This is a genomic window from uncultured Chitinophaga sp., from assembly GCF_937898475.1.
GTDB lineage: Bacteria > Bacteroidota > Bacteroidia > Chitinophagales > Chitinophagaceae > Chitinophaga.
In genome coordinates, this window is sequence record NZ_CALEJS010000016.1 from 35,683 (window position 1) to 48,506 (window position 12,824).

The following is a 12,824-nucleotide window of genomic DNA, read 5'->3' on the forward strand; positions in this document are numbered from 1 at the left end:
GGTGTCAGTTATCCCTGTCGTACCTGTCGCCTTTAATCGGCTCTTTTAGTATTTGTCCGTTCAGTGCTTTTCGTATGTTGGTCGCTGTGACAGCCTCAGAGCCGGTAATGGCTAACACTTTTCTATCACCTGAAATCCAAACGTAATGCGGCAGGAATATGTGAGGGAATAGTTTAAATGCGGTAGTATCATTGACAGCAGTGCGAAGGGCGAACTGCTGGCCGGTCATTTTCTGCCAGCGTTGGAAGAAATTAGATAGTTGGCGGGTGCTGTCCTGGGTGGAGCGTATGCTGTTTACCAACAGGAAGGTTACCTGTCCTTTGTACTGATTTTCTATGGAATCACTTTTCGGGAACATGCGGATGCAGCTTCCGCACCACGTAGCCCAAAAATCAAGGATCAAGAGCTTGCCTGAAAAGTCACTGAGCCTGACGGGGACATTTTCCATCCAGAGCGTAAATGAAATATCCGGTACTGTATCACCTACAGATAACGGAAAGTGTTTAGCCTGATGTAGATCCTGAGCATAGGAGTATCGTGCCGGCCACATAAGGGCCAGCGCAATGAAAAGAAAAAACTTCATGCGTGTTTGTGAATTAATTAAGAGATATTATAATATATTGGCTTTAGCCATGCCATTCTTCTTTCCCCGAGCTTCATAACTGTGATTGCGCGTATGGTTAGGGAATTAGTGTTCAAAGCAAATTATGCGATGTTATGCAACTTTTGTGCGATTTTCGGTTGACTTTAACTGGAAATTGGTTGACTTTTACTATATTGTGCTTAAAATAAAAGGTATGGTTTCAAGTTCCCCCGAGGTAAAATCGAATAAGCATCACGGAAGAAATATCCAGAAAATCAGAGTTTACATGGGCGTTAAGCAAGAAGCCCTGGCTACTGATCTTGGTTTATCCCAGCAAGGCATTTCAAGTTTGGAAAAGCAGGAGCTAATTGAAGACGAGATGTTATTGAGGGTGGCAGAGATATTGGGAGTATCGGCGGAGATGATCAAAGAATTTGACGAGAAGAATGTTATAAACAACATAAACAATGTGCGCGATTGTACCTTTTCAGACAACTCGATAAATTCAGTTGCGGGTACATTCAATCCCGTTGAGAAAATCGTCGAACTATATGAAAGGCTTTTGACAAGTGAAAGAGAAAAAGTCGAAATTTTGAAGAAAAAAGATAATGGCAACTAATTTAACGCAATATGGAAAAAACATTAAATAGTACTAATACCGCACATATAGGCCGAAAAATAGAAAGAGTGAGGCGGCTACGGGGTTTTTCTCAAACTCAACTCGGGGAAAGGCTTGGTATGTCAAAACAGGCTGTTTCAAAATTGGAGCAGACGGAAAAAATGGATGATGATAAAATAAGAAAGGTAGCCGAAGCTCTTGAGGTAACCGAAGAAGGGCTAAAAAACTTTCATGAAGAACGTGTATTGTATAATACTATTAATTTTTACGATTCAAGTGGAGTATCAGCATCAGGAATTTGCTCTAATAATATAGAGAACTTGAACACATTCGATATTCATCAAGCAATGTCATTGTACGAAAAACTCATTGCTGGAGAAAAGATAAAGGCGGATAAATTGAGAAATAAGAAATCAGGAGATCAATGACAATAGCACAGCCTAAGACTACAAAGCATTTGGGAAGGAGAATAGGAAGCATTCGCCGGTTGCGAGGCATAACAGAAAATGAATTTGGCGTAGCCCTGGGGTTAACAGCTCAGGAAGTATCAATGCTGGAACAACTTGAAAATTTGGACGTTGACAGGATCAGAGAAATTGCCTCAGCGTTGGGGGTGACAGAACAGGGTTTACTTGATTATAATGACGACTTAGCACAGTATAATACGATTAACTTTTATGAAAATTGTGGAGTGAACACAAACACTGTGGCAAATTACTATCATCATACGGTAAACAATAGTCAATTTGAAAAACTGACAGAAACACTAGAATTGATCCTTAAAAAACTCGATGCAAAGTCGAGCTAAAACAAACGCATCCTCTTCATTCCCAAATTACACTTCCCTCCAATTTATTCAGCTCACCCATTAATTGATGCAGTTCCCGCTCACTTATCAATAATCTTTCGTAAAGTTCTACAATCTTGATCATATATTCATCAGGGCAAAAATTGTCCTGTTTAGGACATTTAAGAACGATGTTGTTGAACACTGAATGGGGCATCTGAAGCAACCAGACGGGAACCTGCAATACAGCAGCAATGTGATTTAAAGTCGATATATCTATTTTCTTTCTGTTTTCCATATAGGAAACTCGTTGTTGGTTCCAGTCTTTTCCCAACTTCATTGCCATTCGGCTCTGCCGTAGCCCCATTATTAGCCTTAGCCTCCTAACATTTTCTCCTTCATTTATAGTTGAATTTGTCATAAGCGAATAAAACCTCTACAAGTATATGATTTTCAACTTTTGTAAAAGTCAACCGGTTAGTGGTAAAATACAAAATTGAAAATTCTGCTTTCAGTTTGAGAACGCCGTGATTTGCGAGAAATAAAAATCATGGTTACAACTAAATCATTTCCGAAAGCTGCATCTAATATTGTAGCAATCCCATTTGACAAAGACAAGGGCATATCAACGGAACAATTGATGAAGCGTTGCGTGGACGCTGAACTAATAAACGAGTTCCATTCTCCTTCTATTAAGTTCATTCAATACAGAAATCATCAGCTTGTATTGAAATGCACATTTTTTACAGGCGACTATGATGTAAAGTTTAAAGCGTCTGAAAAAGAACTACAGGTTACTTGTAGCTGCAAAGGAAAGCAACCCGGTGTTTGCATTCATATTTGCAAAACGGTGGCAGTAATAGTGAGTAGATATGGGAAATACTATTTCGCTCAGTTGTTGCCGAACCGCCAGTTTGATCTTGCTTTTAAATATCAATTTGGGTTTGATAAGATCGAAACTGAAAGCGGGATCTACTTAATGCAAAGGAAGGAAGTAATGCAGTTGTTTCCTTTCGATAAGCCAAATTTTCCTTTAGCCCTGGATGATATATTATCACTCAAGGTTTCCTCAGAAAAGAAGATGCCGGAGAAGCGAGAAGCGGTTGCCTTCTTATTAATGTTGCCATATGCAGGAAAACAACCACCCTTTATAGTTCCAGCATCGGGTAAAATGAGCAAGTCTAATGATAGAATCACATCATGGACTAAGTTTTTACCTGTATTGGATGAAGAAGCTGAAAAATCGATCAGTGTACATCAGCTTGACCTCGTTATAAAAGGATCACAGGTGCGAGAGCGGTCTGAAGAATTTGGGAAAGAAAATAACTATTCCAGAATGCCCAAATGGAATGAAAAAATGCTGGCAGCTTTTAATGAATGGAAAAACATCTACCCCTTGTTGCAGAATGAAGTCTTCGTTTATTCATATACATATTTCGGAATTAGAGCGATGAGAATGCGACCATCAAAATCTCATGCTAGTAGAATCACGGTTTCAGTGGAGAAACCTGAAGTGTTTTTTAAGATGGTTTATACAAAGGAACGATTTCAACTAACTATGGGGATTAAAATAAACTGCAGGCCATTATCATCATTTGATGCTCACTATCCCTTCTTTGTAATCCATCAGGGAACCTTGTATATGTTCGATACCTATCAGGACGCGGCGATTGCGCAGTGGATGGTCAATGCTGGTCACATAACAATTTATAATGAGCATAAGAAAGAAGCTACTGAGGCAATAATTAAACCGCTGGCAGAGAGATATAGACTTTTATAGAGATTTAAAAATTCCATCTAGTTATGACCGAAAAAGCTAAGGGAAAGAAAAAGAAGCATGTAAAAGAGCTGCACTATCGGCAATCAAGAATGCAGGAAAATAATGTTTTTTCTCCGTTGGAAGCTGTGGATTCATTTTTCAGCAATTTCACTTTACAGGAAGCGAGAGCGTACTTATGGGATTTTTACCACTCTTGTGTTTGCTACTATTGTAGGGAAGGAACACAACATGAGAATGCAGCGCAAGCCATTTTCTTTTATACAGAAACTGAAATGCTGATTGAAGCCGCTTGGTTAATCCGAAACGAAAAAGGCAACCCAAAACGTTAAAAAATATTCCTTATGAATTATGCTGATGATCTGGACTTCGATTACTCCGATGATTATTTGTACAGTGGTCGCAACGATAAGGAACGCCCGAAAAGGAAGCGAGGCAGACCGAGAAAGGAGAATCCAGGTGTTCCGACAAAGCCGGGTAATTGGAGATCATTAGGTGTACGGCCTAAGTATGATCCTGTAACAAATGAACCTACATCCCCCTCTACTTTGGAGGAAAGGAATCGTTATACCATTTCTCCGCTGCCTCTGCAAAGATTCCAGAATGAGCCAGTGGAAAGTGTGGAGCGAAAAAAAAGAGTGGGCCGCCCGCCGGGAAGTAATAACCGTAGCAAAAAAAGGTATGCTGTCGATTTGCCGGAAAATGGCGACTATAAGGAAGTACCCATATTCTCACCCTCGTATCGAAATCAAACAGAACGGCATCGGGAGCGTTACAATACTCCGTCAAACGCAGGATGCTCGTCACATCGAAGTGCCTACAATATATTGGGCGATTTGCAAACTACGATGGAAGATGTTTTGATAAAGATCAGAAATGAAGTAATGGAACAATGTAACTGGTCTATTTCCACTTACTATAGGAAGCAGCAAACTGATGCTAGAATATCAAATGCAGAAGCAGACATGATCGGATCGCTTGTACGTGAAAATATGGAGATACTTGGTTCACGAGTTGCTGACCTTATTGGTAAGATCAGGCCCATCAAAACGCCGGAAGGCTCTGCGTAGCTTGCTATACCTTGATAGTAAAAGGTGAAAATAGTAACAGCACATTTTAAATGTAAAATAATTGTAGACTACTCAATAATCAATTTAGATATGCGACCATTTAATTTATTCAGCACTCACAACAGTTTGTTTCAGAATCCGCAAACAGAAATTGTAAGGATCATAAAGAACTCCGTAGCCACAGAATTAATTTATTTACTCGGTTCGTCATTGTACCAGCGACGAACAGAAACGATCTTTAATTGTACATCTCCTGCATCGCATTACATGGGTGATTATTTTCTTCTCGTTATAATAAAAGATGGAGAAGGTAGACGTATGAGTGAATGGGAGGATATTTTAGAACAGCGGTGTGCGCATATAGCAAGAGTGACAATAATTGTGATGGAGCTGCTGCCGTTCGTGGAAAAGTATAAAGAGGGCAACATATTCGCGACATCCGCACATAGCGCAGGTGCAGTTTTCTATGACGCTGGAAATGTGGAGTTGCCGGATTTGAATGATATTAAAGTAAAAGCACCACGCGACGGTCAGAAAGAATACAAAAAAACTGTTCATCGAGCAAAAGAATTTCTCGCCGGTGCCGAACTCTATCTTGCTCGTGAAGAAGGCGAGCTTGCAACTTTCATGATACATCAGTGTTTTGAGCAGTCACTTAAAACACTTGTCTTAATTGGTAGCGGCTTCGTTGTAGATACCCATAGCATTGATCGGTTACTTAGGTATGCCGGATTGGTTACGTATCGTTTGCTGGAAGTTTTTCCTGTTGACCAGGCAGACAGTAAGAAGCTGCTGGAAACGTTGCAAAAATCATATGTAGGCGCGCGGTACGCTTATGACTTTTCTCCTCCTATGCTATATGTCCTGAAATTAAAGGAGAAGGCTCAACTTGTGCTGGATATACTGATAGATGCTGGAAAGTCCGGGCTTCTGGAAGTTCCTGAGCAGGAATAATATTGTAAATTTGATAGCAACATGGAAAAGCCAAATTTTCAGGGTAAGAAGTTTTCGCTATGTTTTCGGCTATCAGGAAAGCGAAAGAAGATCCTACGGACGATATTCGAGTATTTCGACCTTGATGGGATGAAAGACCAGTTGGATTACTGGAAGTATGCTGCTTTGGTAAATGAAATTGGTATGTATGATAGCGGTAACGAGCGACGGCAATTGATCGAATTTTGTGCAGATTTGGAAAAGGTAATTGAAGTTTTTTATGTTATGAGTAAGCATAAGAAAAAGCAGTTGCAGCGTATACCTGTTGAATACAAAAAAACATGGAAGAAATTTAATCGGTGTACGATTCTCACAAAGGATGAAAAGAGTAATCTTGAAGGCGTATTGAAAATGTTTTCAGAAAAGCACATTCGGTTGTATGCTTTGGCTGAGGTTACAGATATGTTGGAAGCCGTGGTTACATTAAAGGAGCCTGACGATAGAAATAGGCATTCATCTATATCGTTCTTCCTTTGCATAAACGCAATGCTGAATTTGATTTATACCTAAAGTTGCCGAATATGCAACCAAAGGATCGTAGCAATCTTTTCAGCATTGCTCCACTTAATTACCTCTTCAGTAACGTACTCAAAGGACGGCATAATGCCTCTTGCTTCGAGTAATAGTATAAATTGTTCATCTTCCTTTAGCCGCTTCATGATCCGAACTATTCGTTTCGTGAAGCGGTAATTTATTGGTGTGTTTTCCCGCATTATTTTGAAGGTAGCGTGAGGTGAAATATCTACTTTGAAGAATTTCAAAAGCTCATTGCCCAAAGCATCGCACAGCTCCATAAATCTTTCCTTACTTGGTGAGGCTATTTTTTCATTGGTGCAAATACTATAATCGGTTACAATCATTACAAATTCTATAAATTCCTCCTTACTACCTCTCCACATAATCGCTTTTTCTGGAATGTCATTGCTATTTATATTCATGTCAGGAATATTTAAGGTATATGTAGAGCATACAAAAACTATGCTTATAGCAATCTACATGCTTAAAATTTATCCACTTCTGATTTTGGTACAACTTCGTCAAAGCACCGTAACTGCCAACTGAAATTTAAGAAAATGAAGGTCAAATAAAACGCAGTAAAAAAATTGCCGATTTGCTGTTTTTAATTTCTTTTTTGCTATAGGTAAAAAGCTCATTTGCACAGCATTTGCGGTGAATACATTGTATGTAAAGTTAAAAAACTATTCCCTATGCAGAAGCAGCGATATTCAAATTATGTATCGCTCCATAGCGAAATGGTAAATGAGCTGGAAAGGATAGAGAAAGAAGGTCTTAGCCCAATTGAATATGCACGCCGTGGAATTGAAACAGCGAAATTTGCTTTGGAGCGTTTAAGGCAACACGTTATCGAACATGGGTTTGCCGATGAAGAAACGGAAATTTCTTTTTTCAAAGAAGTGAAGCCTCAGTTTATGAGCAAATTAATTTTCTTTCAGAAACTTTATGATCTGGAAGTGAAGCGACCGTTGAAGGTTGACAAGATTAATGCAGGTAAATATTTCAGGGGCGAGATCCGTAAGGTAAAGAAACATTATAAGAAAAATGCCGCTTTATACTCTTACTACAAGTCAGGACAAACGCTGATGGACAAGGTGTATTTTCTCAGGCGGTCAGGCGATTTGCAATACACGGAAGATTCCTACATGATAGTAGATACCTCTTTCCAAACTCTACATGATAGTACAATCTCAGAATTTGTTGCTGATGAAGCATACTGTGATTATCTGTATAGGCAGTTGGCTTTAGTGGATACGGTGCAACAAACTTTGGGTTTTATACAGAATCAACCGAGTAAAGGATTGCGTTGGACTGGTTCAAAAACTGCCCTTACAGAACTTATTTACGCACTGTATAGTGCAGGTGTATTAAACGATGGAAATGCGGATGTAAAAGATATCGTCGTAGAAATTTCGCAGGCATTTAATATCGACTTAGGAAATTTCTATCGCACCTTTCAGGAAATCCGGTTAAGGAAGAAGGATCGCGTTTCATTCCTAAATCAATTGATAGATCGGCTCGAAGACCGAATGAACTATTGGGATGAGAATCCGAAGCAATAGTAGCACCAGGACACTGCTGTAAATCAGTACAAAATTTAGCTTATACCACATAAAGCCGCTACTATGGCTGATTTTCGTGAAGCAATTTAAAAATCCCACTTCGGCCCGAAGTGGGATTTTTTATTGCTCCCTTCGTGACCGATGTATGCGTGTATTGTATGTATATATGGTGAGTATGGATGCACGCATTCTTTGTCCCGGCATTTTCTGCCGGGATATTCCGGCTGCTGTGTTGAGGATGTATGTGTGCGCGGCAGGGTATATATAAATATATGTATGCACGCATGTTTTCTGCTTACCTACTGATTTCTACTGATCCTGCCCAATTCTAAATATTTATTTCCACCACTTCGGTTCATAGTGTGAAAAACAGGTTGTGAACTATATCATTTTTGTGTAGCAATAAAACGATGCACTATGATAACATGGACAACTTACCTGTTGTGGCTATGCTTACTGCTGGTAATCTATTACGCAATTGTTCTCTTTTTCTTTCGCGTGAAAGGTGCTTCGATTCTGAAGAAGAAAAGAAAGGTTGAGGAGAAGAAGGCAGTTGATAGTGTTCTTTTCAAAGAGGGAGAAGGCGATGGTGAAAATCAGGATGCAGCTACTATGGCACCGGTTCACTCACTTGTAGATGAACTACAGGCTTTGGTCAGTCAAGCAGGAAAAGAAGGGATGAATAAGTGGGATTTATCCAGCAGTATAAAGATGCTGTTAAGAAAGTATCCCAGGACTAAGGGAAGCATTTACCAAAATGGAATTACGAATCTAATCGAAGTTATTGCTGAAAGTCAGTGTGGCATTCATTTCAGTGCGGATGAATTGAGTGCTATGTGGGATGAGTGAACGCCACATTAGAAATACTCGTCGGCACCAGTTGTGCAGGAAAACCAAGTGCGAGGGATAAGGTGCGGAGTGTTTCTTTCCAGTCACGCAGCTAGTAGTCTGCGTTCGGCCCTGCCGTTACCTGATAGTGTTGAATGGTTTGTGAAATCGGGTCAGGTAGTGCGCAGGGCCTTTTTATGCTCATATTTTTTTGATAACAATAAAAGCGAAGTGTGTATGGAAATGAAGATGATTGATCGCTTTGGTAAGCGGCTGCTGCATGGGTCGGTAATGACAGCAGTTTCATTAATGGTTACGGTATGCGTGTATGCGCAGGACGGTAAAGCCGGTATTCAGGAAGCTAACACCAAAGTGCGCGGATACTTTGATGTTGGATGTGATCTCATGTATGCTGTAGGCGCAATACTCGGATTGATCGGGGCCGTCCGCGTTTATCAGAAATGGTCGAACGGACACCCGGACACCGGGAGTACAGCCGCGGCCTGGTTCGGTAGCTGTGTTTTTCTCGTTGTTGTAGCGACGGTGTTAAAGTCATTCTTTGGCATAAACTGAGTGAGATGGCAAACAGTGTATACAAAATCAACAAGGGAGTTAATAATGCAATTGAGTTCAAGGGGCTGAAGGCTCAGTACATATGGTATCTCGGCGGCGGATTGGTGTTGTCGTTACTACTGTTTGCCATACTCTATTTAGCTGGCGTAAACTCTTACATCTGTATTATTCTGGTTGCCGGCCTTACAGTATTCCTCTTTATGCACGTCTACAAGTTAAGTAATAAGTATGGTGAGCATGGGATGATGAAGAAAATTGCCAGAAGGGGAATACCAAATGTCATAAAGAGTAACGACCGCATTGTTTTTAAAGGGCAATCAGTTTCCAATCAGAGATGATGCGCTTATTTCTAATGGGCGATGAAAATGATTTGTGAAGATGGAAAAGTGGCTGAAAGATATTTACCCCATAGCGGATATTGAGCATAATTGCATACTTAGTAAGCAAGGGGATATAACAATTTCGTTTCGGGTTGATCTACCGGAGATATTCACCGGTCATTCGGAGGACTTTGAAACATGGCATCAGGGGTTGATAAAGGCAATAAAGCTATTGCCGAAGAATACGGTATTTCATAAACAGGACTGGTTTGTTAAGAATCGGTATAAAGGTAGTTTCTCAGATGCAGACAGCTTCCTGATGAAACGCAGTCAGGAATACTTCAACAACCGCCCCTTTCTGGATCATCGGTGTTATATCATGATTACAAAGCGGTCGTCCGCCCGCAAAGGATCTACCTCTCTTATGTCAAACCTTATAAGGCCAAATATCGTTCCGGCACAGACGTTGAGCGAAGTTGCCCTACAAGAGTTTGAAGATGTTGCAGGACAGTTTCAAAAAGTATTGGGCGATGCCGGTATTATCTTGAACCGTTTGGGTGATGATGATTTAAAAAGCCATGATCGGAGTGCGGGCCTACCGGAGAAGTATCTTTTTCTCCTGGATAAAGACGACGAGCTGATGGTACAGGATGTTGAGCTTCGGGATAAGGTTAAAATCGGGAATAAGCGTTGCCAGCTTTTTACCCTGTCCGGTAACGATAGCTTACCCTCCTTCTGTGGTTCACGGATCAATTACGACAAGTTTAGCACCGACCGAACAAAGTTTTCAATTGGTTTTGCTTCTCACCTCGGTTTGTTGCTTCCCTGCAATCATATCTATAATCAGTATATAATCATTGATGATGCGCAGCAGACGCTTAAAAAGTTTGAGAGCAAGCGTCTACGGTTGCAGTCTTTAGCAGCATACAGCAGGGAGAATGCTATCAGCCGGGATGCCGTAAATGAGTTTTTGAATGAGGCGATCAGTCAACAGCGATTACCTGTTAAGGCGCACTTCAATGTTTTGGCCTGGTCGGAATCACCGGAGGAAGAAAAAGATATTCGTAACCTTATCACTTCGGCGTTGGCTCAAATGGATGCCGTCGCAAAACAGGAAACAATCGGGGCTGCTCAGATTTTTTGGAGTGGTATTCCCGGTAATGCTGCCGATTTCCCGGCCAACGATACGTTCGATACGTTCGCGGAGCAGGCTTGCTGCTTTCTGAATTTGGAGAGCAACTATCGCTCTGACGATCCGAAGGAAAGTATTCGTTTCTGCGATAGGCTAACAGGTAAGCCGGTATTTGTCGATCCATATACAGCGCCACGTATGAAGGGCATCAGCTCCAACATGGGAACGCTAGTCTGCGGAACGTCAGGCGGGGGTAAGAGCATGACGGTAAATCACATGCTAAATTCCATGTATGAGCAGGGAGCGCATTGTGTGATTCTGGATATTGGCGGCAGTTACCGGGGGCTGTGTGATCTTGTCGGAGGCTATTACTTTACCTACACGGAAGAAAACCCCATTCGATTCAATCCGTTTTACATTCCAGAGGGGCAGGCGCTTGACACAGAGAAGAAAGAAAGTCTGAAGTCATTGCTGGTGGCCTTATGGAAACAGGAAAGTGAATCCTTTAACCGGTCAGAATATGTCGCACTGTCCAATGCACTGACCGGCTACTACAAACATCTCGCAGGAAATGCCGATTTGTTCTCGTGCTTCAATACGTTTTATGAATATCTCCAGAACTTTTTTATTGACGAACTGAAACTCCACAGGCTTAAAGATCGTGACTTTGATATTGACAACTTTCTCTATGTGCTTCGTCCATTTTATAAGGGTGGAGAATTTGATTATCTCCTTAATGCTAAAGGGAAACAAGACTTACTGAATCAGCGGTTCACGGTCATAGAGATGGACAATATAAAGGATCATCCGGTGCTTTTTAGTGTTGTTACCCTCATCTGTATGGAGCTGTTCATTTCAAAGGTTCGCAAGCTACATGGAATCAGAAAGGTATTCGTCATTGATGAAGCGTGGAAGGCCATTGCGAAGCCATCGATGGCAGAGTTTACAAAATATGGGTTCAAAACGTTTCGGAAGTTCAATGGTGTTCCCATAGTCATCACTCAGGAGCTGGACGATTTAATTTCTTCACCCGTAATAAAGGATGCAATCATCGCCAACGCTGATGTGAAGATTCTTATGGACATGAGGAAGTTCATGAATAAGTTCGATCAATTGCAGGCAGTGCTTGGGCTTTCAGAAAAAGCGAAGTCCATTCTGTTAAGTGTGAATAAGGACAACCGTGAAATATTCATGGAGATCGGAGGACAGATTGCCAAAGTATATAAAAATGATTTATGCCCGCATGAATATTTCGCATTCACTACAGAAGGCAGGGAACGTGTGAAGGTATTGGAGTATGCCGAAAGACTTGGTAGTATGGAGAAGGCTATTGAACAAATGGTGGAGGATAGGAAAAAAATTGTGTAACGCCTAATCTCAATGTGTATGAAAAAGGTAGTTGTGGGGTTGGTTCTTTGTTTCTGTATGGTGCTTGCACCAACTAAAAAGAGCCACGCGATTATATGGGAGGTCGCCCGTCAAGCATTGATTGCTGCAATCAAAGCCGCTGACCTGGCTGTACAGAGGTTGCAGAATAAAACAATTTGGCTACAAAATGCTCAAAAGGAAGTTGAGAATATTCTTACTAAGCTCAAGCTGGATGAAATATCGGATTGGACTAAAAAACATAAAGAGCAATACCAGCAATATTTCGATGAGTTGAACAAAGTGAAGCAGGCGATCAGCGGTTACAAGCGCGTGAAGGAAATTATTAATAAGCAAATAGCAATTGTTGATGAATACAATAAAGCGTTTGCACTGTTCCGTAAGGACAAGCATTTCACTGCTAAAGAAATTGACTACATGACGCAAGTCTATACAGGTATCATTGACGAGAGTTTAAAGAATATCGATAACCTGTTTCTTGTCGTCAATTCATTTTCTACGAAAATGACGGACGGGAAAAGAATAGAGATATTGAACGGTGTCGCTGAAAGTATCGACGTAAATCTGAAGGATCTGCGATCATTTAATAATGAGAATAAGAAACTGGTATTGCAGCGGGCCAGAGATCAAAAGGATGTTGAGCAAATTAAATTGATGTACGGCATAAAATAGTGTGTT

Annotated in this window: 17 protein-coding genes; 14 read left to right on the forward strand and 3 right to left on the reverse strand. The window is 40.8% G+C overall.

The genetic code is table 11. The features are described from left to right. Positions 1-4 precede the first annotated feature (4 nt). Positions 5-583 (reverse strand): TlpA disulfide reductase family protein, encoded by a 579-nt coding sequence (locus tag Q0577_RS09975; protein ID WP_298735579.1) that lies wholly within the window; start codon positions 581-583, stop codon positions 5-7. A 214-nt stretch (positions 584-797) separates the two neighbouring features. On the opposite strand from Q0577_RS09975, the gene Q0577_RS09980 reads away from it, so the two are divergent. The 3 genes from Q0577_RS09980 to Q0577_RS09990 are packed head-to-tail and all read left to right on the forward strand — an operon-like array spanning position 798 to position 2,010. After that, on the forward strand, positions 798-1,202 hold the full coding sequence (locus Q0577_RS09980; protein ID WP_298735581.1) for a helix-turn-helix transcriptional regulator: 405 nt from the start codon (positions 798-800) through the stop codon (positions 1,200-1,202). A gap of 11 nt (positions 1,203-1,213) precedes the next feature. Next, on the forward strand, positions 1,214-1,630 hold the full coding sequence (locus Q0577_RS09985; protein WP_218376571.1) for a helix-turn-helix transcriptional regulator: 417 nt from the start codon (positions 1,214-1,216) through the stop codon (positions 1,628-1,630). Then, complete coding sequence (locus Q0577_RS09990) at positions 1,627-2,010, forward strand: helix-turn-helix transcriptional regulator (protein ID WP_298735582.1); 384 nt, start codon at positions 1,627-1,629, stop codon at positions 2,008-2,010. Before Q0577_RS09985 ends, Q0577_RS09990 begins: the two co-directional genes overlap by 4 nt. 16 nt (positions 2,011-2,026) lie before the next feature. Here Q0577_RS09990 and Q0577_RS09995 read toward each other — a convergent pair whose 3' ends face one another. Next, complete coding sequence (locus tag Q0577_RS09995; RefSeq protein WP_298735583.1) at positions 2,027-2,287, reverse strand: hypothetical protein; 261 nt, start codon at positions 2,285-2,287, stop codon at positions 2,027-2,029. 252 nt (positions 2,288-2,539) lie between these two features. Here Q0577_RS09995 and Q0577_RS10000 point away from each other — a divergent pair, with 252 nt between their 5' ends. The 5 genes from Q0577_RS10000 (at position 2,540) to Q0577_RS10020 (ending at position 6,339) form a co-directional block, all read left to right on the forward strand. Beyond that, positions 2,540-3,769, forward strand: a complete 1,230-nt coding sequence (locus Q0577_RS10000; RefSeq protein WP_298735586.1) for a hypothetical protein — start codon at positions 2,540-2,542, stop codon at positions 3,767-3,769. 23 nt (positions 3,770-3,792) lie between these two features. Then, positions 3,793-4,098: a hypothetical protein gene (locus Q0577_RS10005; protein ID WP_298735588.1), complete on the forward strand. Its 306-nt coding sequence runs from the start codon at positions 3,793-3,795 to the stop codon at positions 4,096-4,098. Between the two features lie 12 nt (positions 4,099-4,110). Beyond that, positions 4,111-4,836, forward strand: coding sequence for a hypothetical protein (locus Q0577_RS10010; protein ID WP_298735590.1), 726 nt, complete (start codon positions 4,111-4,113; stop codon positions 4,834-4,836). Positions 4,837-4,926: 90 nt separating this feature from the next. Then, a complete protein-coding gene (locus Q0577_RS10015) occupies positions 4,927-5,790 on the forward strand; it encodes a HEPN domain-containing protein (protein WP_298735592.1) in 864 nt (287 codons plus the stop codon). Between the two features lie 21 nt (positions 5,791-5,811). Further along, positions 5,812-6,339, forward strand: a complete 528-nt coding sequence (locus tag Q0577_RS10020) for a hypothetical protein (RefSeq protein WP_298735594.1) — start codon at positions 5,812-5,814, stop codon at positions 6,337-6,339. Here Q0577_RS10020 and Q0577_RS10025 read toward each other — a convergent pair. After that, positions 6,336-6,767, reverse strand: a complete 432-nt coding sequence (locus tag Q0577_RS10025) for a hypothetical protein (RefSeq protein ID WP_298735595.1) — start codon at positions 6,765-6,767, stop codon at positions 6,336-6,338. The two genes, Q0577_RS10020 and Q0577_RS10025, sit on opposite strands and share 4 nt — an antisense overlap. Before the next feature lie 270 nt (positions 6,768-7,037). On the opposite strand from Q0577_RS10025, the gene Q0577_RS10030 reads away from it, so the two are divergent. The 6 genes from Q0577_RS10030 to Q0577_RS10055 all read left to right on the forward strand — a co-directional run bounded on the left by Q0577_RS10030 (position 7,038) and on the right by Q0577_RS10055 (position 12,818). Next, on the forward strand, positions 7,038-7,907 hold the full coding sequence (locus tag Q0577_RS10030; RefSeq protein WP_298735596.1) for an RteC domain-containing protein: 870 nt from the start codon (positions 7,038-7,040) through the stop codon (positions 7,905-7,907). 417 nt (positions 7,908-8,324) lie between these two features. Further along, complete coding sequence (locus Q0577_RS10035) at positions 8,325-8,756, forward strand: hypothetical protein (RefSeq protein ID WP_298735597.1); 432 nt, start codon at positions 8,325-8,327, stop codon at positions 8,754-8,756. Positions 8,757-9,026: 270 nt separating this feature from the next. Continuing rightward, positions 9,027-9,308: a DUF4134 domain-containing protein gene (locus Q0577_RS10040; RefSeq protein WP_298737334.1), complete on the forward strand. Its 282-nt coding sequence runs from the start codon at positions 9,027-9,029 to the stop codon at positions 9,306-9,308. A gap of 5 nt (positions 9,309-9,313) precedes the next feature. Next, entirely contained in the window at positions 9,314-9,646 is a 333-nt protein-coding gene (locus tag Q0577_RS10045) for a DUF4133 domain-containing protein (RefSeq protein WP_298735598.1), read from the forward strand. Positions 9,647-9,686: 40 nt separating this feature from the next. Then, positions 9,687-12,128, forward strand: coding sequence for a TraG family conjugative transposon ATPase (locus Q0577_RS10050; protein WP_298735599.1), 2,442 nt, complete (start codon positions 9,687-9,689; stop codon positions 12,126-12,128). 18 nt (positions 12,129-12,146) lie between these two features. Continuing rightward, the gene (locus Q0577_RS10055; RefSeq protein WP_298735600.1) at positions 12,147-12,818 is read left to right on the forward strand and encodes a conjugal transfer protein TraI; all 672 of its coding nucleotides are present in this window, start codon (positions 12,147-12,149) and stop codon (positions 12,816-12,818) included. The last annotated feature ends 6 nt before the right edge of the window (positions 12,819-12,824 follow it).